This is a genomic window from Planctobacterium sp. AWH2_060 (assembly GCF_056158425.1).
This window is the reverse complement of the sequence record NZ_JBSWTG010000001.1, coordinates 2,608,145-2,631,212: the sequence shown is the minus strand read 5'-3', so window position 1 is coordinate 2,631,212 and position 23,068 is coordinate 2,608,145. Positions and strand designations below refer to the sequence as shown.

At 44.9% G+C, this 23,068-nt stretch carries 25 protein-coding genes; 20 read left to right on the top strand and 5 right to left on the bottom strand.

Annotated features, from left to right (window positions below; genetic code table 11):
• The first annotated feature begins 48 nt into the window (after positions 1–48).
• From ACXAD8_RS11275 to ACXAD8_RS11265, 3 genes are read left to right on the top strand one after another with little or no spacing between them, the layout of a single operon-like run.
• Positions 49–1,110: a glycosyltransferase family 2 protein gene (locus tag ACXAD8_RS11275; RefSeq protein ID WP_475228493.1), complete on the top strand. Its 1,062-nt coding sequence runs from the start codon at positions 49–51 to the stop codon at positions 1,108–1,110.
• 33 nt (positions 1,111–1,143) lie between these two features.
• Complete coding sequence (locus ACXAD8_RS11270; protein ID WP_475228490.1) at positions 1,144–1,965, top strand: ABC transporter permease; 822 nt, start codon at positions 1,144–1,146, stop codon at positions 1,963–1,965.
• Positions 1,966–1,974: 9 nt separating this feature from the next.
• The gene (locus tag ACXAD8_RS11265) at positions 1,975–2,709 is read left to right on the top strand and encodes an ABC transporter ATP-binding protein (protein WP_475228488.1); all 735 of its coding nucleotides are present in this window, start codon (positions 1,975–1,977) and stop codon (positions 2,707–2,709) included.
• Positions 2,710–2,883: 174 nt separating this feature from the next.
• On the opposite strand, the gene ACXAD8_RS11260 is transcribed toward ACXAD8_RS11265, so the two are convergent.
• Positions 2,884–3,987 carry an O-fucosyltransferase family protein gene (locus tag ACXAD8_RS11260; protein WP_475228485.1) on the bottom strand — a complete coding sequence of 368 codons (1,104 nt, stop codon included), beginning with the start codon at positions 3,985–3,987 and terminating at the stop codon, positions 2,884–2,886.
• 150 nt (positions 3,988–4,137) lie between these two features.
• Between ACXAD8_RS11260 and ACXAD8_RS11255 the strand changes: the two genes are divergently transcribed.
• The 14 genes from ACXAD8_RS11255 to ACXAD8_RS11190 all read left to right on the top strand — a co-directional run bounded on the left by ACXAD8_RS11255 (position 4,138) and on the right by ACXAD8_RS11190 (position 15,462).
• Positions 4,138–5,109: an NAD-dependent epimerase/dehydratase family protein gene (locus ACXAD8_RS11255; RefSeq protein ID WP_475228482.1), complete on the top strand. Its 972-nt coding sequence runs from the start codon at positions 4,138–4,140 to the stop codon at positions 5,107–5,109.
• A 78-nt stretch (positions 5,110–5,187) separates the two neighbouring features.
• Positions 5,188–5,946 (top strand): glycosyltransferase family 2 protein, encoded by a 759-nt coding sequence (locus tag ACXAD8_RS11250; RefSeq protein ID WP_475228479.1) that lies wholly within the window; start codon positions 5,188–5,190, stop codon positions 5,944–5,946.
• A gap of 30 nt (positions 5,947–5,976) precedes the next feature.
• Positions 5,977–7,197 (top strand): glycosyltransferase family protein, encoded by a 1,221-nt coding sequence (locus ACXAD8_RS11245; protein WP_475228477.1) that lies wholly within the window; start codon positions 5,977–5,979, stop codon positions 7,195–7,197.
• A gap of 80 nt (positions 7,198–7,277) precedes the next feature.
• Positions 7,278–8,216, top strand: coding sequence for an SPFH domain-containing protein (locus ACXAD8_RS11240; RefSeq protein ID WP_475228475.1), 939 nt, complete (start codon positions 7,278–7,280; stop codon positions 8,214–8,216).
• A 17-nt stretch (positions 8,217–8,233) separates the two neighbouring features.
• The gene (locus tag ACXAD8_RS11235) at positions 8,234–8,692 is read left to right on the top strand and encodes an NfeD family protein (protein ID WP_475228472.1); all 459 of its coding nucleotides are present in this window, start codon (positions 8,234–8,236) and stop codon (positions 8,690–8,692) included.
• 53 nt (positions 8,693–8,745) lie between these two features.
• Positions 8,746–9,621: a DMT family transporter gene (locus tag ACXAD8_RS11230; protein ID WP_475228470.1), complete on the top strand. Its 876-nt coding sequence runs from the start codon at positions 8,746–8,748 to the stop codon at positions 9,619–9,621.
• Between the two features lie 155 nt (positions 9,622–9,776).
• On the top strand, positions 9,777–10,178 hold the full coding sequence (gene rpsF, locus ACXAD8_RS11225; protein WP_229531162.1) for a 30S ribosomal protein S6: 402 nt from the start codon (positions 9,777–9,779) through the stop codon (positions 10,176–10,178).
• 21 nt (positions 10,179–10,199) lie between these two features.
• Complete coding sequence (rpsR, locus tag ACXAD8_RS11220; protein WP_229531161.1) at positions 10,200–10,427, top strand: 30S ribosomal protein S18; 228 nt, start codon at positions 10,200–10,202, stop codon at positions 10,425–10,427.
• Positions 10,428–10,455: 28 nt separating this feature from the next.
• The gene (rplI, locus tag ACXAD8_RS11215; protein WP_475228466.1) at positions 10,456–10,908 is read left to right on the top strand and encodes a 50S ribosomal protein L9; all 453 of its coding nucleotides are present in this window, start codon (positions 10,456–10,458) and stop codon (positions 10,906–10,908) included.
• Positions 10,909–11,226: 318 nt separating this feature from the next.
• Positions 11,227–11,775, top strand: a complete 549-nt coding sequence (locus ACXAD8_RS11210; protein ID WP_475228464.1) for an RNA polymerase sigma factor — start codon at positions 11,227–11,229, stop codon at positions 11,773–11,775.
• The gene (locus tag ACXAD8_RS11205) at positions 11,768–12,301 is read left to right on the top strand and encodes a hypothetical protein (protein ID WP_475228461.1); all 534 of its coding nucleotides are present in this window, start codon (positions 11,768–11,770) and stop codon (positions 12,299–12,301) included. The genes ACXAD8_RS11210 and ACXAD8_RS11205 overlap by 8 nt, the downstream gene beginning before the upstream one ends.
• 78 nt (positions 12,302–12,379) lie before the next feature.
• Positions 12,380–13,336, top strand: coding sequence for a DUF4097 family beta strand repeat-containing protein (locus tag ACXAD8_RS11200; protein ID WP_475228459.1), 957 nt, complete (start codon positions 12,380–12,382; stop codon positions 13,334–13,336).
• A gap of 149 nt (positions 13,337–13,485) precedes the next feature.
• The gene (gene dnaB, locus ACXAD8_RS11195; protein ID WP_475228456.1) at positions 13,486–14,898 is read left to right on the top strand and encodes a replicative DNA helicase; all 1,413 of its coding nucleotides are present in this window, start codon (positions 13,486–13,488) and stop codon (positions 14,896–14,898) included.
• A 42-nt stretch (positions 14,899–14,940) separates the two neighbouring features.
• Entirely contained in the window at positions 14,941–15,462 is a 522-nt protein-coding gene (locus tag ACXAD8_RS11190; RefSeq protein WP_475228454.1) for an SEL1-like repeat protein, read from the top strand.
• Positions 15,463–15,471: 9 nt separating this feature from the next.
• Here ACXAD8_RS11190 and ACXAD8_RS11185 read toward each other — a convergent pair whose 3' ends face one another.
• The 3 genes from ACXAD8_RS11185 to ACXAD8_RS11175 all read right to left on the bottom strand — a co-directional run bounded on the left by ACXAD8_RS11185 (position 15,472) and on the right by ACXAD8_RS11175 (position 16,960).
• Entirely contained in the window at positions 15,472–15,891 is a 420-nt protein-coding gene (locus ACXAD8_RS11185; RefSeq protein WP_475228451.1) for a secondary thiamine-phosphate synthase enzyme YjbQ, read from the bottom strand.
• Between the two features lie 23 nt (positions 15,892–15,914).
• On the bottom strand, positions 15,915–16,379 hold the full coding sequence (locus ACXAD8_RS11180) for a chemotaxis protein CheX (RefSeq protein ID WP_475228449.1): 465 nt from the start codon (positions 16,377–16,379) through the stop codon (positions 15,915–15,917).
• Positions 16,380–16,528: 149 nt separating this feature from the next.
• Positions 16,529–16,960: a transcriptional repressor gene (locus ACXAD8_RS11175; RefSeq protein ID WP_475228446.1), complete on the bottom strand. Its 432-nt coding sequence runs from the start codon at positions 16,958–16,960 to the stop codon at positions 16,529–16,531.
• A gap of 261 nt (positions 16,961–17,221) precedes the next feature.
• Here ACXAD8_RS11175 and ACXAD8_RS11170 point away from each other — a divergent pair, with 261 nt between their 5' ends.
• The 3 genes from ACXAD8_RS11170 (at position 17,222) to dusA (ending at position 20,868) form a co-directional block, all read left to right on the top strand.
• Entirely contained in the window at positions 17,222–18,448 is a 1,227-nt protein-coding gene (locus ACXAD8_RS11170; RefSeq protein ID WP_475228444.1) for an OmpA family protein, read from the top strand.
• 175 nt (positions 18,449–18,623) lie between these two features.
• Positions 18,624–19,694: a c-type cytochrome gene (locus tag ACXAD8_RS11165; protein WP_475228441.1), complete on the top strand. Its 1,071-nt coding sequence runs from the start codon at positions 18,624–18,626 to the stop codon at positions 19,692–19,694.
• A gap of 157 nt (positions 19,695–19,851) precedes the next feature.
• Entirely contained in the window at positions 19,852–20,868 is a 1,017-nt protein-coding gene (gene dusA, locus ACXAD8_RS11160) for a tRNA dihydrouridine(20/20a) synthase DusA (protein WP_475228438.1), read from the top strand.
• 7 nt (positions 20,869–20,875) lie between these two features.
• Here the strand turns inward: dusA and nadE are convergent, their stop codons facing one another.
• Entirely contained in the window at positions 20,876–22,852 is a 1,977-nt protein-coding gene (gene nadE, locus ACXAD8_RS11155) for an NAD(+) synthase (protein WP_475228436.1), read from the bottom strand.
• Positions 22,853–23,068: the final 216 nt, after the last annotated feature.

Sequence of the window (23,068 nt, the reverse complement as noted above, 5' to 3'; positions counted from 1 at the left end):
GGTTGTTAATGGCGACCGATTTTCAATATTTGCAGCAAGGATGGTAAATTGACTCAGCGTGACGATATCGTACTTTCATTAATTATCTGCTCAAGGAATGACAATTACATGGGCGATCCCATGTGGCGCTTATCTACCAGCATTAATTATGTGTGCCAAAATATATACGCACTCAATCTGCAAAGTGAAATTGAAGTCGTCGTGACTGACTGGGGCAGTGAAATCCCTATTGCAGACGTTATTGAGCTCACAGAGCAAGCTGCGGCGATAACTCGTTTTGTTTTGGTTCCGGTAGTCATGGCAACTGAGCTGCAAAAAGATAGCCCTTTTGGGGAAGTCATTGCATTGAATGTTGCAGCCAAAAGGAGCCGGGGCAGTTTTATTGGTAGGATTGATCAAGATACGCTGGTAACAAAAGACTTCCTGGTCAGCTTTTTCAACGCTGTTGAAGGTAAAACAGCCATCGATTTTGAGCTGGAAAACTCTTATATGTTCGCGGCTCGTAAGCAACTACCCTATAAGTTCGTTGCTAAAAAACCGGGGTTAGATGATTTAGACTTTGCCATTTCTCGCTATCAGAGTATGAACCTCAGCGAAGAACTTCCTTTTTGTTACTGGGCCTCTGCCGTAGGTATTTTGATGATGCATCGAAAACTTTGGGAAGATATCGGCGGTTATGATGAGAGATTGATTTATTACTGGTATATGGATGTCGATCTTGCAACCCGACTGATCAAGAAATATCCGGTCGTTAATATCGGCAAAGTGTTTGGGTATCATTTTTTTCACCTTGAGCATATTAACGTTGGCTTTAAATTAAGGCATAGCCATCGGAAATTAAATCCAGACTGGTCTAAGTCCTTCGATAAGCCCACTCTAAACCCTAATGGACATAATTGGGGGTTAGGTGATGTTGCATTGGAAGAAGGGCGCGCTACACCTATGTCGGCTGCCGGCGATCGTCGAAGTCTGGATGTTCTGAATAAAAAAAGTCACAGGGTTTTACTAATATTTCAGATTATCCTGATGTCTTTGAAAGGTGGCATGTATAATGCCATGAGGTTTGTGCGTTATCGGATAAAAACGCTTATGGGTAAACCTTATCTTTGATAAACAATAACTTGAGTACATTATAAATTCCCAATGAAAAAAATTATTCGTCACAATGATAAGCGCTTCAGATACGTCAGCTTAGCAACGATATGGCAAACGCGAGAGCTGCTATTTCTCTTGATGAAGCGAGACCTCATGGTGACTTACAAGCAGAGCTTGCTCGGTATAGGCTGGGTGGGAATTCAACCTGTTGCAATGGCGTTGACCATAATATTTGTCTTTCAACACATTGGTAATTTTCCTGATTATGGGGTGCCTTATATTCTCATCGCGCTATCGGCACTTGTGTGCTGGGAGTTCTTTTCCGGCTCTGTAAGCAAAGGAACTACCTGTTTACTCGATGACGCCGATATCCTCGTCAGATCCAGTTTTCCGCGAATAGTATTTCTGATTAACGCGGCCCTGAAAAACTCATTGGGACCCGTTATCAATTTAGGCGTGTTATTTGGGTTCATGGCGTATTTTAATATTCCCTTTACTTTGAATTTACTTTGGATCCCAATTGTATTTGCAGCGCTTGTATTGTTAAATTTTTCACTCGGATTATGGCTTGGAACGCTTAACGTGTTTAAGCGGGATATTGGGACTTTGGTACCCTATCTTTTGAGGTTAGCGATGTTTGTCAGTCCCGTTGCATTTACCATCAACAGTGTGCCGGAACAATGGCAACTATTTTACAGCCTCAATCCACTCGTTGCTATCATCGAAATGATGCGTTTTTGTCTTTTAGGTGAGGCATTTCGTCCAGATATGAGTTGTCTGGTAGCGGGAGGGATTTCTTTAGTGCTGCTTCTTTTTAGTGGTATTTACGTTTTTGGCTCGAACGAACGAAAGTTTGCAGACATTATTTGAGAGTAGGAAATGGAATTACCAAATAACGTCATTGAAGCCCGCAATCTTGGTAAAAGCTTCCGCATCCCGTTGCCCATTGAAGAGCAAAATAAAAAAGGCTCAGCGCTATTCTCTCCTTTTCGTAGAAAAGAACAGACGGTTTGGGCTATCAGAAATATGGACATCGACATTGTGCGTGGCTCAATTGTGGCCATTATGGGGGATAATGGCTCTGGAAAATCCACACTTCTAAGGTTGATCAGCGAAATTTCTGATCCTTCCGAAGGTGAAATCATTCTTCGAGGCACGGTTGCTCCCATGTTGGAGGCGGGTGTCGGATTCCATCCCGAATTAACGGGTAGAGAGAATATATACCTCAACGCAACACTAATGGGGTTCAGCAGGAAAGAACTTGCACTTCGATTTCACGATATTGTTAATTTTGCCGAGATTGGAGACTACCTTGATACACCGATGAAAAGATATTCCACGGGCATGTTCACCAGGCTTGCTTTTGCTGTAGCAACTCACCAAAACCGAGATATCTTGATTGTGGACGAAGTTCTATCGATTAACGATGCAGGCTTTCGTGAAAAATCTATTAAAAGGTTAAAATATTTGGCGGGAATTGGTGTCACTATTCTCGTCGTTAGCCATGACGTCGAATTATTGAATAGATTGTGCACTGATGCTCTGTTGATTAGAAATGGGATATTAATCCAACAGGGAGATTATCAAACAATTCGCGCGCTTTATTATGGATAGAATCAGGTTGCTGAGTGAGTAATAGCAAGCCCGATGATGTCTGATTTTATTGTACCTGCGAATATTGGAACAGAGCAACCCATTATCATTAACGGACTAGCGAGTAAGCATATTGTGTGGTCCGGGAAAACATTGCAGTTGAATCACCTATCGCCGGATAGAGCAACAGAAACGTCAGTGCAGCAACCACCGCCTCACAAGTTCAATACGTTTATAAAAGTAGGCGACTAGTTTCCAACTGAAAAGCTGTTTGACCAACCTCTCTTTCATCTTGTGAGCGCGGATTTCTCGCTGGCTTTTCTGGTCTATATTCAGCGCAGCGTAGGCGCTCGTAAGTTGAGCATAGCCTTTATCTTTAAATTCACTCTGTAGCCCTAAGTCAATGACGTTACAGTGGTTTGAAAACCATGAGGCCATTTCTCCTAAGGCTGCTGGACCTTTAATAATATGCTGACAGCGAGACAAAATTAGCATATCCATTAAGGCATCCTCTCCCCGCTGATAACCGCTAATACCTTCAAGTCTAAATGGAGCGATATGACTTGTTGAGCGCGCCGCATTATAAGTCACTACTTTGTTGTCGTAACGGCACATAAATTGGTCTAAATACTGTTGTTGGTCTGTAGCGACAAAAATACGATAGTCTTCATGAGGTAAATCATCGATAAGGTCATCCAAATGTACGAAGTATTCGGCAATGCCAATCGGCTTGGCGTAAGCGAAATCAGTCCCCCTGATATGGACGCCAAACACTTTTTGCGCGTAGAATTCTTCGCGGCAAAAAAGTTCTACTTTACGTAAAATGTCGTTTTTGGGCCGAATATAGTTTCGCACATACTCCCGACCTAAATGCCGCTTTTCCTGCATCCACTGCGCTTTGTCTTTAGGCACTTCCCATGCCCAGAATGTTGCTATTCTATGAGGATCATGATGGTGAAGATAACCAAACTCTTTAGCAGACATTATCTCCACATCATCTCGATTCAGTTTTCCAGTTGTTAGCCAATGCTTTACCTCCTGAACCTTGAAGGGGCTGATTGGCTGGAAAAAGTACTCCCATATTGAATCTCCTTTACTTTCATCATAGAAGTAACCGGTATTGCGGCCGTTGAAGTCAAAAATGGGAATTGCATTGATAGCGCTGGCTTTTCTAATTCCATTCAGGACAAAGACAACTAGCGCGCAAAATCCGGCTTGGATATCATGATTTTCAATGATGAGAAATTTGTCCCATTGTCTTCCGTTCCAGAACAATAACTTATTAGATGTGCCAGTCACTTATTAACTACCTGTTTCCGATACTTCACCCATGCTGTTATCACAGGTGGCTAGCTGGTGTTTTTTAGATTTAACTTGTTGAAAATATAGTTTTCTAAACCGAAATAAGGTTAAGATTAAGCTGATAATTAGACAATAACAAAGGGCAAAATGAAAGTAGCACTTGTCACCGGCGCTGGTGGATTCATCGGTAGTCATCTAGTTACCCGACTAAAGTCTGAAGGGTATACCGTAATTGGGGCTGACCTGAAATACCCTGAATTTTCGGAAACTACAGCAGATAAGTTCTTTATCGGCGACTTGAGGGATTTAAAATTCGTTGAAAGCCTTTTTAGCCATAAAATAGATGAAGTCTACCAGTTAGCTGCTGACATGGGAGGGGCGGGTTATTTGTTTACAGGGGACAATGACGCAGATGTCATGCACAACTCTGTGTTGATCAACTTGAATATTTTGAAGGCAATGGTCAAAAAGGGAACCAAAAAAGTATTCTATTCGTCCTCTGCTTGCGTTTACCCTGAATTTAATCAGTTAGACCCCGAAAACCCTAATTGTACCGAGGGCACTGAATATCCAGCGGCTCCGGATAGTGAATATGGTTGGGAAAAACTTTTTAGCGAGCGTCTATATTTGTCATTTCAACGCAACTATGGTCTGGATATTAGCATTGCCAGGTTTCACAATATTTATGGTCCAGAAGGAACTTATGACGGTGGTAAGGAGAAGGTTCCAGCCGCATTAGCGAGGAAAGTAGCTATGGCGCAGGATGGTGGAGCGATCGAGATATGGGGTGATGGTGAACAAACCCGCTCTTTTTTGTATATCGATGATTGCATTGAAGCTGTTCATAAACTTGTTCTTTCAGACTTTTCTGGGCCTGTGAATATTGGCTCTGAGCAATTGATATCGATAAATGCTCTTGCAGAGTGCTATATGAATATTTCAGGAAAAAATTTGAAATTAAAGCATGTTGAGGGCCCAATCGGAGTCAGGGGCCGAAATTCCGACAATAAGTTGATTGCCGATAAGTTGAATTGGACTCCTCGCGTGTCTCTTGATTCTGGCTTAAGGCAAACCTATGAGTGGATATCTAAGCAGATTAACACCGAAATCAAGGTTTAGAGCAGGTACAGTGGATAGAACTATTTTTATCTAACAGGAAATAATGCGCATCTAGAGAGAAAGCGCCTGCAGATAACAATGAAATTATCAATAATTACCATCTGTTTGAACAGTGAGGCTACCATTGGGGATACTATCAATAGTGTATTGATACAGGTATTTAAGGACTATGAATATATAATCTTTGATGGGGGTTCGACTGATAATACCCTGGATATCATTAAGACATTCGGCAGCCAGATAACCCTAATCCAGGGTAAGGATAACGGTATCTTTGATGCCATGAATCAGGCGATCGCCATGGCCTCTGGAGAGATTATTGGTATCCTTAACTCTGATGATTTCTACAGCCACAATCAGGTGCTTGACAAAGTTGTGGGTGTGTTTGACTCAGCCAATGTTGACTCTGTCTATGGTGATTTGATTTATGTTCAACGCGAAAATATTGACAGGGCATGGCGAGTGTGGAAAAGCGGCGATTTTAAAAAATCTAACTTTGAACTTGGATGGGCGCCACCGCACCCCACGTTTTTTGTCAAAAAGTGTATTTATCAGAAGTATGGCTTGTTTGATAGCGACTTTCGTATTTCTGGCGACTATGAATTGATGTTACGCTTTTTGTATAAGTATGAGGTTAGTACTGCCTACCTGCCTGATTTTATGGTTAAAATGCGCACCGGAGGCAACAGTTCCGGCAAGCCATTAAGCAAAGTAAAATCCATAGTTGAAGATATCAGGGCTTGGCGAGTAAACGGGCTGCCCCCTCGTTTTTTTACCGTTCCACTTAAGGTGCTGCGTAAACTACCTCAGTTATTGGCAGGGCATTCAAATAAATAAGGCCCGCCCAATGACATTCCAAATAACAATATGAATTCTGACAAAATCGCCAGGAGTATTACTAAATACCTAGCCAATTATGCTGAGCCGGAAGTATCTGGACTCACGGGTTTTCCTGAAAACCACTACGACTATGTTGTACTGATACCTGCGTACCGGGAGTCAGCCGAGTTTGTAGTTCGATTTGTCCGTCAGTTTAGCGACATCAGAGTACTACTGATTTTAGTGGTTAATCAGCCACAGGGCAGCGAAAGCACATCGTCACAACAGGCACTCTGCGCGCACATTTGCGAACTAAGTGATACAAAGTGGAGGGCGGAAAATCTTAGATTACAAGTCTTCTCAGGTACTGCAGTTCAGGTTTTAATCGTTGATAGGTATTCCGAAGGTCTTGCTATTCCAAAAGCGCATGGGGTGGGGTTGGCACGTAAAATAGCTGCAGATATCGCCTGTTGGTTAATCCAACAAAACAAAGTAAAAAATACTCAAATCTATTCCACGGACGCCGACACCAAACTCCCCGACGATTATTTCCTAAATAGTCATTTGCCCAAAAATAGTGTTGCGGGGGTTTTTCAGTTTAAACACATTGCCAGTGGAGACTATAAAGTTGATGCTGCGACTCACCTTTATGAACAGCGCCTGGAACATTATGTTGGTGGACTCAGGTTTGCCGGCTCCGCATTTGCTTTTCATACCATAGGCAGCTGTTTGTTGGTGGATGCACTGGCTTATTGTCAGGTTAGGGGATTTCCCAAAAAAGCCGCAGGTGAAGACTTTTACTTACTTAATAAGTTGGCAAAGCAGGGAAAGATACAAGCCTTGTCGCCACAGTTGCTGATCCAATCCCGTGTTTCAGACCGGGTGCCTTTTGGTACCGGTCCCGCCGTGCAGGATATTGTGCAAAAACAGCTAACCGAAGAGACTTATCCAGTTTACCATCCGCAAATATTCGTGCATTTAAAGACCTTGCTGGAGGCTTTTGCAGCGCTGACCCCCGATGCTTTAGATTCACTAAACGAAGCGCATTTTGATCGCATCAGTCAAGACTATCTGGAGCAGGCTGGATTTTGGCAAACCTGCAAAAAATGGCAAAAACAGGGGTATTCCCAAGCACAGTTGCAAAAAGCGTTGACCGACTGGTTTGATGGCTTTCGCACCCTCAAGTATGTGCACTTTCTGCGCGGGTCTGATTACCCCGATATTCCGCTGGCACAGGCGTTGCAAATCAGAGCAAAACTGGGCTTTTAAACGCTAAAAAATATCCGCATTTTAATTTCACCTTCTGCTATATTGGGGTGAACTTCCAACGTTGCTCAAGGAATTTATGTATGGATATGGTCTTTGAATACTTGCTGACACCGCAAATTTTTATTCTGGTGTTGGTCATCGTTATATTACGCTCATCCATTAAGTTTGTGCCGCAAAACCGCGCTTTTATCGTGGAGCGTTTCGGAAAATATCAATCCACCAAGGAAGCCGGCCTCAATTTTATTGTGCCCTTTATAGATAAAGTGGCGGCGAATCGCTCATTGAAAGAGCAGGCGGTGGATGTGCCCAGCCAGTCTGCTATTACTAAAGATAATATATCTTTGTCTGTGGATGGCGTGCTCTATTTCCGGGTGCTGGATCCATACAAAGCCACTTACGGTGTTGAGGATTATGTGTTTGCGGTGACGCAACTGGCGCAAACCACAATGCGTTCCGAATTGGGTAAAATTGAACTGGATAAAACCTTCGAAGAGCGGGACACCTTAAACGCGCGGATAGTGTCGCAAATTAATGAAGCTTCCTCTCCCTGGGGTATCCAGGTGATGCGCTATGAGATAAAAGACATAGTGCCGCCTGAGTCAGTCATGAATGCCATGGAAGCGCAAATGAAGGCAGAGCGTATGAAACGGGCTCAGATTCTTGAGTCAGAAGGACAGCGTCAGTCAGCGATTAATGTGGCCGAAGGTGAGAAACGCTCACAAATTCTGGCAGCAGAAGCAGAAAAAGCTGAGCAGGTGTTAAGGGCAGAAGGTGAAGCCAAAGCAATCATCGCTGTGGCAGACGCCCAGGCAGCCGCACTGACCAAAGTGGGTGCTGCCGCCAATACCGAAGAAGGCCAAAAGGCCGTCCAGCTGGATCTGGCCACCAAAGCGATAGAAGCGAAGCAGGCGATTGCCAAAGAGTCTTCAGTGGTGCTGCTTCCCGATAACGGATCCGATGCCGCTTCTGTGGTGGCGCAAGCCATGACCATCATTAATAAGCTCAACAAGACCGAATAAAACAAAAGGAGTTCGCTATGGATTATTTGCACACGCACCTGACGGAAACTTTGGTGGTACTGGGTTTGGTGCTGCTGGCGATTGAAGTGTTGGTGTTGGGATTCTCCACTTTTTTCCTGTTTTTTGTGGGATTAGCAGCGCTGGGTACTGCACTGCTATTTATGTTGGGCGTACCGGAAACCTGGCTCAATGCCTTACTGGGCACCGGTATCTTGACCGCAATTAGTGCCGCTGTGCTGTGGCAACCTCTTAAAAACATGCAGTTAAAAACCGAAACACACAAGGTTAAGAGTGACCTTATCGGTATGGAATTTGAGCTAACTGAGGATGTTAAGCCGGGTAAAACCAGCCATTTTCGGTTTTCCGGTATTGAATGGCAGTTGAAGTGCGATAGTGAAGAAAGCGCTGGAACAAGAGTGAAGGTCACTGATATAGAAGTTGGCATAATGCACATCGCAGTGGTTGACGAAAGCTGAATCACAGTTACAATCCCCGGCCCTGAAATCACTGGATTCAACCGGAGACTGTTTTGATTGGAGAAATTGCTGCACTGAGTACGGCGTTATGCTGGGCTGTTGCCTCGCGTATGTTTCAGATCCTTGGCAAGAGTTTTTCACCGCTGGCTCTGAACTTTTGGAAAGGGCTGGTGGCCGCCATTGTTCTGTTCGGTGTTACCGAGTTTTTCTATCCGGATTTTAGCCTCACTCAAAATCAGGTGTTTTGGTTGTTACTCAGTGGTGCCATCGGCATTGGACTGGGAGATACCTTCTTTTTTCAGGCCCTCAACAAGATTGGCGATAGCCAAGCTATTTTAATTGCTGAGACGCTTGCCCCTATTATTACCGCATTGTTTGCCATGGCCTGGATTGCTGAATGGCTCACCTGGCAACAATGGCTGGGTATTGCGGTGGTAATTTTGTCGGTAGACATGGTTATCAAGCTGCAGAAGAAGCAAAAAGTACATCACTTTGAAATGACCGGCTATGTCTATGCGGCGCTGGCGGCTGTGTGTCAGGCATTTGGAGCGGTTATTAGTCGGGATATTTTAACCTCTACCGACATCGATCCGGCCAATGCCAGTCAGATCCGTTTGCTGGGCGGTATGGCCATCATAGTGGTGCTGATGATTATCAAAAAGGACCGTTGGTTACCTAAAACCGACACCCTGAAACAAACCTGGCTGTTATTCGCCGGTGCTACCATTATTGGTACTTTTGCCGCGCTATTTTTGCAAATGCTGGCCTTCACGTATACCAAAGCGGCGGTGGTACAAACCCTGTTTGCCACCAGTGTTATTTTATCCCTTGGGGTGTCTCGCATCATGGGCGAAAAAGTCAGTGGCCGGGTAATGCTATGGTCGCTGGTGGCGCTAGCCGGTGTGGTATTTTTGGTGGCTATCGAATAGTCAACGCAGACAATTACGCACTGTACAAAAATAAACCTTGCTATAAGCGGTGCATTTCTATAGAATTCGCGCCCTTAAATCAGCCACTTAATTTAGTTCCTTGCCTTCAAGCAGTCTGGCTGTGCTGTACAAGGCCTCAACCGTAAGGAGCAATCATGCGTCATTACGAAATCGTATTTATGGTTCACCCTGACCAGAGTGAACAAGTTCCTGGTATGATCGAGCGTTATACCAACATCCTTACCAACGATGGTGGTCAAATTCATCGTTTGGAAGACTGGGGTCGCCGTCAACTGGCTTACCCAATCGAAAAGCTTCACAAAGCGCACTATGTGTTGATCAACGCAGAAGCAACTCCAGAAGCTGTTGAAGAGTTAGAAACTGCTTTCCGTTTTAACGATGTTATTCTTCGCAACATGATCATGCGCACTAAAGCCGCTGTAACTGAGCCATCTCCAATGGCTAAAGAGCAGCAGTCAGAAAGCCGTGAAAGACCTGCGCGTCCTGCTCCTGCTGAAAAAGCAGCAGAGAAAACAGAAAACGCTGAAGAAGCATAAGTTAATTTAAGGAGACTTATTATGTCTAACTATTTCAGACGTCGTAAATTCTGCCGTTTCACTGCTGAAGGCGTGCAGGAAATCGATTACAAAGACATTTCTTTGTTAAAAAACTACATCACTGAAAGTGGTAAAATCGTGCCTAGCCGTATTACAGGTACCAGCGCTAAGTATCAGCGCCAGTTATCTTCAGCTATTAAGCGCGCACGTTCTTTGGCGTTATTGCCGTACACTGACGGCCACAAGTAATTTTTGGCGAAATTAAAGAGGTAGCAAGATGGAAATCATTCTACTAGACAAGATCGCCAATCTGGGCGGTTTAGGTGACACTGTTAGCGTTAAATCTGGTTATGCACGTAACTTCCTTTTCCCTAAAGGTAAAGCAGTTCCTGCAACTAAAGTAAACGTTGAAAAATTCGAAGCACGTCGTGCCGAGCTTGAAGCAAAAATCGCTGCTGAATTAGAAGCTGCGAACGCGAAAGCGGCTAAACTGGCTGAAATTGCTGAAGTAACTATCGCGGCACCTGCAGGTGACGAAGGTAAGTTATTCGGTTCAGTTGGTACGCGTGACATTGCTGATGCAATCACTGCAGCTGGTCTTGAAGTGGCTAAAGCTGAAGTTAAATTACCTACTGGTACTATCCGCGAAACGGGTGAATTCGAAATCGACATCCAGTTCCACGGTGATGTTACTGCTAGCGTGAAATTGCACATAATCAGAGAAGCTTAATCGCTTTCTGGCTCAGTTCTAAAAAACCGTTGCAACCGCAGCGGTTTTTTTTTGGAATATTCAAAAGTGCTCACGCGTTATCTCACCAGGATGCGTTGACTTTTGCCACAGGGAGTGGCGTACAAATGTCAGCACGCTCTGGCAAGGATGCTCTTTTCCGTGTGTTCTGAACCTGGCCACAGTACTATCTGTGGCTTTTTTTTACCTCAAAACGATATTTTTTTATTAAATTCAAATTTCTATTTAAACCTTTATCAACTAAGCTGCGTCTTACTCATCAAACAAGCAAACAGATAAACATTGAGTTTGGAAACGAAAGTGCTAGATGCTGAACCTGTTTTACGGGAACAGCGGCTGAAAAACCTTATTGAGTCCGCGAAACAAGGGGACCGTAATGCTTATCAGCAGATTTATCAGCAACATATTGGGCAGGTATATGCACTGTGCTTTCGCCTGACCGGAAACAAGGAAAATGCCGAAGAAGCGGCTCAGGAAGTGTTTATCCAGGTTTGGCAAAAATTAGCTAACTTTAATGGAGACAGTAAATTCTCTACCTGGTTGCACAGTGTTACTTCTAATGTTGCGATTTCCTATTTGCGGAAGCAAAAAGGTTGGCTGCAAAAGATGTTTAACCTGGAAGACTCTGCCGCAGCCGAGATCCCTTGTGAAGGGTTGAGTGGCGAAATTGATCTGGACGCCATTATCGTCAGATTACCGGAGCGGGCACGCATAGTTTTTGTATTGCATGCCATTGAAGGTTATCGCCATGAAGAAATAGCACAACGAATGAATATTGCGGTTGGCTCCAGCAAAGCGCAATTTCACCGGGCTAAGCAGTTGATGAAAGATTGGATGGGTTATGAGTAACGACAATTTTGAACAGGCTTTACAAGATAAAGTTCGCGCTCTGCCAAAAGAGATACAGCCGGAAAAAGACTTGTGGCAAGGTATTGATATTGCCCTAACACCGGCAGGACAAGCTCAAAGTTCCGTAGTTAAAGAGCGTAAAAGCGCTGCAGTTGTCAGTATTTTTGGCAATAGTGGAACGCGTAACCTGGCCTTGGCTGCCAGTGTTGCATTGGTGGCGGTTTTGGGCTGGAATGGCTTACAGACATCACCGGAATTAGCTCCATCGACCAATCTGGTGAGTCATATGATGCAACAGCACGATGAACAAAAGTCGGTATTGCTGGCTTCCTTATCCGAGTCGGCAGAGTTAACCGATAACTGGCAGTCCCAGTTGCAGGAGTTGGAGCAGGCTGCTTCAGCAATAGAGGCCGCTTTGCAAAATGATCCGGATAATATTACGTTGCTGAAAATGCTACAGCAGGTGCATCAGCAACAATTGGCCTTGATTGAGCGGGTTCACGCCCCGGTGTGGCAAGAGATTTAAATCCTGTAAAGAAGACTTTAGGAGATTGCCCAAAGGCATATCCGCAAGAATTTCACCCTGAACAGAGAAGGTAGAATTATGAAGTACGCATTTTTAACCCCAATATTGGCAGTTGTTTTTTCCATGCCATTGTTTGCCGGTGAAAAGGTTAACGAAACGCGCCAGGTAAAAGACAATATCGATGTAGAAATTGAACATACCAGCGGTAATATCACCATCCGCGGCTGGGATAAGCAGGAAATCAAAGTAGTGGGTGAATTGGATGATAAAGCCGAGGAATTCATTTTTGAAGAACGCAATGGCCGGATGTTGATTCAGGTAAAAATGCCTAAACACAAAGGCAACTGGAACTCCGGTGGTCCGGGTGATGATCTGGATATTCGTGTGCCGCATAAAAGCCACGTCAGATACTCGGGTGTTAATGCCGATGCGGACATCTCTGAATTACAGAAAGGATTGGATGCCAGTACCGTAAATGGCAACGTAGAAGCTAAGGACATTCAAGGGCGGGTAGGGTTGCAAAGCGTTAACGGTAAGATTGAAGCTTCGGATATCTCCGGTGATATCGATTTAGAAACGGTTAATGGTCGCATCCGTGATAAAAATTCCAGTGGTAAATCGCTGAAGTTAACTTCCATCAACGGCGATATTGAAAGTCGTAGCAGCATTAAGGAAGTGACAGCAGAAACCGTTAATGGTGGTATCGAACTGCAATTAGCTGAGGTGGATTCGTTGGAAATGGTAACGGTAAACGGTGAAATCGAAGTGAGCCTGACGTTATTGGAGCGCGGCGAAATTGAAGGTTCAACCGTTTCCGGGCGGATCACAGTGGAACTACAAAAAGATGTTTCTGCCACGTTTGATATTACCGGCCACGCAGGCGGCAACATAGTTAATCGCATTACCGACGACCGTATGCAAAAAGCTAAGTATGGTCCGGGTCGCTGGTTAGAATTTGCGGTCAGAGGCGGCAAAGCCAAAGTGGACTTATCAACCGTTAGTGGCCGGATTGTACTGGATACCCATAACAATTAAGTACTGAAAATAGCTATCAATAAAGGCCGATGGAAACCCCGTCGGCCTTTTTTATTTGTGGGAATTTTAATGAAGTTGTCGTCGCAACTCTGGCGGGCTGTTGCAGAATAAGTGATAATAAGCCATTCGGTTAACAAGTAAGGTTTGATGTGAAAGCGGTAGGTGGTCGCGACTCTGGTAGTCGTGAAAAAGACGCAAATGTAGAAAAGCTTAAAACCCCTCCTCATTCAATTGAGGCGGAGCAATCGGTATTAGGCAGTATGTTGATCGCCCCGGATTCCTGGGATCGCGTTGCTGAAATCGTGATAATGGAAGATTTTTATAATCGTTCCCATCAAATCATTTACGCTGCCATTATTCGTCTGCTGGAAAAATCGCAACCCGTAGATCTTATTACCGTATCGGAAGACCTGGAGCATCGTCAGGAATTGGAAGATGCTGGTGGCTTTGCCTATCTGGCTGAACTGGCCAAAAACACTCCTAGCGCCGCTAACGTGGTGGCTTACGCCAATATTATCAAAGAGCGCGCCATACGCCGTGAGCTGATTGGCGCAGCCAATGACATTGCCGAAACCAGTTATTACCCCGAGGGCCTGGAATCCTCTGAAATTCTGGATCAGGCGGAAAACAAAGTCTTCCAGATTGCAGAAAAGCGCACCAGTCAGAGTGAAGGTCCACAGGACGTCAACTCGGTACTGAAGGCCACTATCGACCGGTTGGACGCACTGAATAAACAGGGCGCGGATATTACCGGTGTTTCTACCGGCTACGCCGACCTGGATAAAATGACCAGTGGTTTGCAGCGTTCTGACCTAATCATCGTAGCGGCTCGTCCCTCGATGGGTAAAACCACGTTTGCCATGAACCTGTGCGAAAACGCCATGATGGGTTCGGATAAGCCGGTTCTGGTATACAGCCTGGAGATGCCCTCGGAACAGATCATGATGAGGATGTTGGCCTCGCTGAGTCGCGTCGATCAGACTCGGGTCAGAACCGCCCAGTTAGAAGATGAAGATTGGGCCAGAATTTCCAACACGGTTAAGCAGTTGGATGAGAAAAACAACTTGTTTATTGATGACTCATCAGGCCTGACCCCCATGGAAGTGCGCTCCCGCGCTCGTAAAATCCACCGTGACCACGGTGGGCTCAGTTTGATCATGGTGGATTATTTGCAGTTAATGCGTGCCCCGGCCTTCTCCGATAACCGTACCCTGGAAATCGCAGAAATCTCTCGCTCGTTAAAGGCCTTAGCCAAAGAGCTGGAAGTACCGGTTATCGCACTATCCCAGCTCAACCGTAGTTTGGAGCAACGAGCCGACAAACGCCCCATTAACTCTGACCTGAGGGAATCCGGCTCTATCGAGCAGGATGCTGACTTGATCATGTTTATTTATCGGGATGAAGTTTACAACGAGAACTCTCCGGACAAAGGAGTGGCCGAGGTCATCATCGGTAAGCAGCGTAACGGTCCAATTGGATCAGTGCGCCTGACCTTCCAGGGTAAGTTTTCGCGTTTCGACAATTACACGCCTGTAGTGGCCACTGATTATCCTCAGGAATAATGCTGAATTCGGCCCCTTCAGTTTTTTAGCAAAGGAAATATCATGAATAAAGTACGGAAGCTGATTACCAGCACCTTGTTATTGGCGTTTTTGGCGGGATGTCAGAGTACGGGTATTGAACATGTCAGTCAAAAAGGCATGTTTATTAATGAGCGCTTGGGGATTAAAAAATATCTTGCCGGAGAATACCAGCAAGCCTTTGAGTTATTGAGTGAAACGGCCAGGTGGGGGTTAAAGGAATCACAGTATTTTCTGGCCTTCATGTTTATGAAAGGTCAACACGTAGAACAGTCGTCGGTATTGGGAATGGCCTGGTTGGGCGTTGCCAATGAAGTGGGTAAAGATGACTGGCAACATCAATACAACAGTTTTTATCAAGCAGCTACGCCGGATATACGTGCCAGAATCGATGCGAAACAACAAGAGTATATCGCGAAATACGGTTTAAAAGCACAAAGAATGACTTGCTCAGAACAAAGTCAGCTTGATTCTGCCAAGCCGAAATTACGTTGCAGCAAAAGTGGTGGCGTTACTACCTTGTACCCCATCGAGTTAACAGAATAAGTTGCCGGACTATTCGCCCTGAATAGTCACCATCAGCTTTCTTTGGCCACCGTAATCACGGTGTTCACCCAGGTAAATACCTTGCCAGGTGCCCAGTGCTAAACGCCCCTGACTAATGGGTAATGTCAGGCTACTACCCAACAAACTGGCTTTTATGTGAGCCGGCATATCATCTGGCCCCTCATAGGTATGTTCAAAATAAGGGGCATTTTCCGGCACCATTTTATTCAAATGGGCTTCCATATCACTGCGTACCGTAGGATCGGCGTTCTCATTAACAGACAGGCTGGCACTGGTGTGCATTATAAACAGGTGGCACAGGCCTGTTTTGACAGACCTTAGTTCTTCCAGTTGGTTCAGAATTTCATCTGTAACCAGATGAAATCCTCTGGACTTTGCTTTAAGGCTAATTTGCTTTTGATACCACATAGCCATTGCGCTACAGATTTTGCTTATTTATCGAAACAGATTTCAATATAAGCTTTACCGCCTTCAGCTTTAAACGGCATGATCATCTTATGACCACTGACTTTGTGATTGATAGTATGCTCTTTTCCGGAAACTACCACCGGTGTCGCCATGCCAATGTCGTAGCCTTTCTTGGCCAGTTCTTTTTTAGCACCACCCGCCACCATATTGGTGATTTCGCCCACCATATCGTTGACTTCATCATCAAGAGTGTCAGGGCATTCACCCAACATGCCTTTCATCACCTGCAAGGCCAGACCTTCTTCGAAGGTGATAGACATTGACCCGGCAATTTCTGGGCCTACCATGCCGATTAGGCCGGACACATCGCCACGGGCTCTCGAGTCTGTTTTCTTTTTAGGCTTACCAATTTGTAATTCAATTTGAGCCATCGTTTTTAACACATTTACAAGTGAGATGATAAATGGGTTAACGAATTCAGCATTCATTATTCAGAGACTTCCAAAGTTAGTTATTGTTGTTTTTCTTTACGGTACTTAAGCTTAGCAAAGAAACAATCTGATATATCGCTAATTCATTGTTTGTTTGCATTATACACGACTGCGACATTAATTTACCGAAATCCAGGGCTTGATAACTACTGGCAATGAGCGCAAAGTCCATGCGCTTCAATAGTTTGTTTTTTCACTTTAAACCCAAGGTTATTAGCTTGTTCTTCAAGCTGCTTTTTAAGCCCCGCTGACTGAATTTCCTGAACGTTTCCACAGGACTCGCAGATCAAAAACTGCACTGGATGATGGCAGTCAAAGTGATGACAGGCAATAAAGGTATTATCAGATTCCAATTTATGCACCAGCCCCATCTCCAGCAAAAAGTCCAGAGAGCGGTAAACTGTTGCAGGTTTTGCTGAATCTTCAGTGGCTTTTAATTGATCCAGGAGATCATAAGCACCCACTGCACCCGAATGTTCCAGCATCAAGGCGTAGACTTTTTCTCTCAATGAGGTGAATCTGACGCCTTTGGCATCACAGTAGGCTTTGGCTTTTTCTAAAATGAGTTCCTGGGTCATATTACATCGCTAAGACAAAATCATTCAAAAGTGTATCACATACTTAAAAAAGGTGCGGCATCCAATATATGCTTTTTTATGAGTATGCGAAACCGAATTTAAGTCATCTAAATGTGACTTTCAACTTCAGATACTGGTCTTAAGTAGTAGACTTTAGTATCAAATAGTGTGATTAATTTCTCAGTAGGGCTGAATTAATTTCCGCACACACTATAATGAACAAAAATTATATGAAAACACCTCATTTGGAGCACATTGCACATGCAACGCGTTTTTAAAAAATCTCTAGTTTTAACTGGTCTTTTGCTTGCTGGTTTAAATTCCGCAAATGCGCTGGCCGCTGATACCTGTTTTGAGCAAAGCACTCAGTGCGCTCCTCAGCTTGGTTGGTATGTTGGTGGTGAGTTTGGTCAATCCGTCAGTGACTTTGACAAAGAGCGCTTTTTAAATTTGGCAGACGAAGCCAACCTGCAAATCAGTTCTTTTAGTTTTGATGACTCTGACCTGACTTATGGTTTATTAGTTGGTTACCAGTTCTCGGAGCATTTTGCCTTAGAAGGGGGTTACCGCGATTTAGGTGATTACACTTCAACTTTTACTGGCAGAACTACCGATACACAACAGTTTTTACAGGATGCCCAGGCGCAAGTTCCTGAGTCTGGTGACGGCATTACATTAGGCCTGGTGGCATCTATTCCTTTCGATATCATGAAAATTTCAGCCAAAGTTGGGATGTGGAACTGGGATAATGATGTTAATTCAACCCCGTTCTCTTCCGTGTTATCCGACTCAGGCACTGATATGTACTATGGTGCAGAAGTGAGTTATCAGGTAACGGAAAAGATGCAGGCCTACATTTCAGCAGTACGCTATGAATTTGATCGCGACAAATCCGATAACGTGACTCTGGGTTTGCGCTATTTCTTTGAAACTGAAGCAAGTAAGCACAAACCTACTCCTGTCAGACCTGTGCCAAAAGCTGAACCGGTACCGCAGAAAGTAGCTGATATGGGGCCTGGAGACAGCGATGCTGATGGGGTAACCGATGATATGGACAAATGTCCGGCGACACCGCGTGGTCATGTAGTGGATAGCGATGGCTGTACTGTATATGAAGCCGTCCAGTATCAGCATCAGTTAACCGTATATTACGCCAACAACAGTGATGTAATCACGTCTGATTATTACAACAGAATTCAGGAGTTAGTGGATTTTGCACGTGATAATGACATTCGTTATCTGCAAATTGTTGGGCATACTTCTGCACCGGGTACCGATGATTACAACATGGGCTTGTCCAAGCGTCGCGCTGAGTCACTGAAGAAAATATTAATTGAGCGTCACGGTTTTAGTGCTTCTCAAATTGAAACTGTTGGCAAAGGCGAAACTGAATTGGCTGTGCAAGGCAATACAGAATCAGCTCATAGCCAAAACCGCCGTATTGTGGTGAATTTGTCCGCCACCGGCAAAAACCCCAAAATGAAGTAATCTGAAGCCGCAATTACTTTAGATTTACTGAATACAGGCCAGTGCTATATCCACTGGCCTTTTTTATTGCCATAATTGGCAGCAATGAAACACAAAGATACAATCTAAATACTTGCCTCAGGCCAGACGTGTTACATTATGCGGTCAAGGAAATTATTTAGGCATTCCCGGACCAATGAAGAAACTCTCTCTGATAATGTCTCTGTTTTGTGCTCTCATCAGCGCATCTCTATTGGCAAATACTTACGAAAGACAAGGGCCACCTCGTACTTTAACGACCGAGCAAGCGGAACGCGCAGCCGCAAACTATCAAAAGTATTGTAGCTTGTGCCACGGTAAGAATAGAGAAGGTCATGCCAACGACCACGCCCCATCACTACGCAGTAAAAGTTTAATGGAATCCGGTATTCCCCATGGCGTTTTACGGCCGTTAAACTATGGTCGCGAAGGCACTGCCATGGCAGGTTATCTGGATGAAGTAGGCGGCCCATTGTCTCTGGACGAAGCCTGGGATTTAACCTATTGGTTGTTTTGGGAGTCAGGATATGACCGCATAAAATTGTCTGAGGACAAGGTGGAGGGCAATGTAAAAGCAGGTGAAGCGGTGTATCAGCAGCATTGTGCCAGTTGCCATGGTGAAAACGGCGAAGGCGTAACCGCTCCGGCGTTAGGGAATCAATCTTTTCTGGCTCACAACAAAGATGAATTTATACGTTATGCCATTGAGCAGGGGCGTCAGGGCACGCCCATGAAGGCTTATGGTGAGTTGCTGTCTGCAGATGATATTGACAATGTCACCGCTTTTATCCGCAGTAAAGCCAGTGGCTGGGTCCAGGAAAAAATGCCCTTAAGGCCTATTCCGACCCCGGATCAATATGTGCAAAATCCCGATAATGACAATCCTCAGTGGCAGCTAAAAGAAGGCCAGTTTATCGACTCAGAGCAACTTTTTAGTGCGATGCAAGCCAAGGCCAAAATGGTGATCCTGGACACCCGTGTGCCCTCGGTATGGCAACGGGCACATATTGAAGGCAGTATTCCATTTCCCTATTACACTGATTTGGCCGACAAAGTGAAGGACTTACCCAGAGATGCACAAATCGTGGCTTACTGTTCTTGTCCTCGCGCCGCCTCAGTATATTTGGTGGATCAATTGAACGACATGGGCTTTGAGAATACCGCAGTATTGTACGAAGGTATTTTCGGCTGGATGAACAAAGGCTATCCGGTAACACGGTCTGACTAAATTGCGTTCTGCGCTATTTAAATTCTAATCGCTGCATTACTTAAACTTTGTGTTTGCGGCCAGATTTAAATAACAAATGTTCAAGGATTTTTTGCGGTACCTTGTGCATTTGTTGTACACTTCGCGCCCGTTTTTAAACTGAAGTAACACTATCTCTATGGCAAATACCGATATTAACTCTGCGCGCAAGTTCTCCGTGGCCCCTATGCTGGATTGGACTGATCGTCATTGTCGCTATTTTTATCGGTTAATGAGTCAAAATGTACTGCTATATACAGAGATGGTAACCACAGGTGCCATTATTCACGGCAAAGGTGATTATTTGGGCTTCAACAGTGAAGAACACCCGGTAGCGCTGCAATTGGGTGGCTCAGAGGCTAAAGACATGGCCCACTGTGCTGAGAAAGCCCAGCAGTTGGGCTATGATGAAGTAAATATTAATGTGGGCTGTCCTTCGGATCGGGTTAAAAACGGTAGTTTTGGTGCCTGCTTAATGGCTGAGCCGGAAGTGGTAGCTGCCAGTGTCAAGGCGATGCAAGCGGCGGTTGATATTCCTGTGACAGTAAAATCCCGCATTGGTATTGATGATATGGATGAGTATGAAGATCTCACTCGCTTTATCCATATCGTGGCTGACGCCGGGTGCCAACATTTTATCGTACATGCCCGTAAAGCCTGGTTGCAGGGTTTAAGCCCGAAAGAAAACCGCAAGATCCCACCCCTCAAATACGAACGTGTTTATCAACTGAAACAGGAATTTCCAGATCTACACATCAGTATAAATGGCGGAATTAAGACCCTTGAAGATGTGCACAACCACTTGCAGTACACCGATGGTGTGATGATGGGACGCGAAGTGTATAGCAACCCCTGGATCTTAACTCAGGTAGAATCTGAGCTGTTTGCTCAGGCTTGCCATCTGACCAGAGAAGACGTAGTTCACCAAATGATACCCTATGTCGAACGTCATATTACCTCTGGTGGCAGGGCGTGGCACGTGATCCGTCATATGTTGGGGATATTCCAGGGGCAACCAGCGTCACGGGTTTGGCGTCGCCATTTAAGTGAAAACGCCATCAAGCCGGGCACTCAGGCCAGTGTGCTCACGGATGCGCTGGATGCCATGATGAGCACCCGCGCCAAACTTAAAACTCGTGAAGAATACCTGGCGTAAACCCGTTTTAGGCTTGCTCTGTGTAGTGCGGCATTGCCAGTACTTGCTGCTTTAATTCCTGATACTTTTCGCCCTGATATTTGGGGAGTTGGCTCTCCCTAATGTCAAAGCCATAGGCTGATGGGCTGGTTAAGATGATGGGGGGCGATTGAATGCGCTTAAAGACGCTCTTACGTATCCCTTCGTAAAACCATTCTAAATCTTCTATAAAAACACTTGGCTCATCAATGCCCCAGCGACGGATTAAATCTACATCCATATTAAGATTTCTCGCCAAACTACCTTGCAGATACCAGTTCATGACATCCTCTGCCGTGACCTTTTTAAAGGAAGTACAGGCCTCCAATAACAGGCAGTGATAGCCAAATTTCATCGGATCTATCTGGGCATCTCTGAGTTCTGCGCTGGGTGCTATGGCATCATCGGCGAAGCGAAATTGGTTGTCGGGTAACAGACTTTCAGGAATCACTTCATCTTCGAATATCTCAGTGTTTAAGTAACGCACCATGTCAAATACTTCAGCTTTGGTTAAATCACCGATGGGAGCTATGACACCACCTACGTCACCGTATAAGGTGGCGTAACCCAGTGCGATTTCTACTTTATTCCCATTATTGGTAAACATGCGTCCGTACCGTCCGGCAATATTGGATAAGATGCTGGTGCCACGGATCTTCGCCTGAATATTTTCGTCAGACAGTTTTCTCATCCAATCCGGCGATTCACAGCTTTCGTCCAGTTGTGCAAATACTGACATTTGCTCATCAACCAGTGATTGAATAGGCACTACAATGTGCCGAACGCCAAGTTTTTCGCTTATCCAGGCGGCAGCATTTTTGGTTTTGCTGGAGTTATACTGAGTGGGCATGTTCACTGTCCAGACGTTGTCAGCACCGTAGGCTAATTTCAGCAAGCAGGCCACAAGCGCACTGTCTACACCACCGCTGAGTCCAATCACGAATTTAGGATCTTGTTGCCAGCCTAACAGTTCAGGCACATGGCGTAAGCCGGTAATTATGGCCTGGTACTTTTGCGCTATTCTGTGGCTATCAGAGCGGTTTATGTGGGTTCTATTAATGCTGTTGTGATCAATCAGCAACAGGTCTTGCTCAAATGGAGAATTACAGTTTTCAGCCAGTTTCCCATCCTGGTTATAAGCTGAAGTATCGCCGTCAAAGGTGATAATGTTTTTACCGTTGTTCTGTGCTCCGACATTATTGGCGTAATAGAAAGGCACGAATTGCAGATCCGCCTGTTCGATTTCCGCTTTCAGAAATTGCAGACGTCGGTCTCGAGCATCATTTTTGTGGAAGGTCCAGGGAGAGGCGGAGATATTAACTAACATTTCGGCGCCATTTTGGATCAGGTACTTAGAAACATTGATACTCTCACCCTGAATGCGATAGTCCTTGCACCAGAGATCTTCACACACTTCTACCCCAATTTTTATCTCTCCCTGAGCGCCGGGGATTACAAAAGGCTGCGCCAGGCTGTGTACCGGAACCGCAAAATCCTGAGCCACATCTGTCAGTGAGAAAAAGTAGCGTTGATCATCAAAGAAGCGATAGTTGGGTAGCAAAGCTTTGGGATGCACGCCTTCGGGAAGGATGAAATCGGCACTCTCGGGTCGTTTCGCATAAGCCCCGTCATGCATAACATAAGCGGCGTTATACAGACGACTGCGACCATCCTTATTGGGGTGAAAGCCACCGGCTTCGTTGCTGGGTACTTCGCAGATATTGCCATAAATCAGGGTGATCCCCTCACTGGCTTGCAATAAACGCTCATTGTAGGCCATCAGGTCCTGGCAAAACTGGCGGTTGAGCCACTGATCCGACAGCAGGTAGCCGCTGATGCATAACTCCGGAAAAACCACGACTTCTGCGCCTTGGTGTTTTGCGTCTGTAATCATAGTTAACATGGTGTTGAAATTTCTTTCCAGTTCCATGGGGACGACGTGCATTTGCGCCAGTGCTATTTTCATATGTAGTGGGATATCTGAGGGATTTAGCAATATTGTCAGTTGCTGAGGCGGCTTTGTAAAGCCTGTCTTACTGAATTGGTTAAATTAACCAGGTGCCTGGTTAATTTAACCAGTCATTAGACTTTAGCACTAGTCTTCGAATTTTTCCCTTTTTATTCTGAAATAATATTTTTTAATAAAAACAATGTCTTAGATTTTTTTTAAGATTTGGCACAA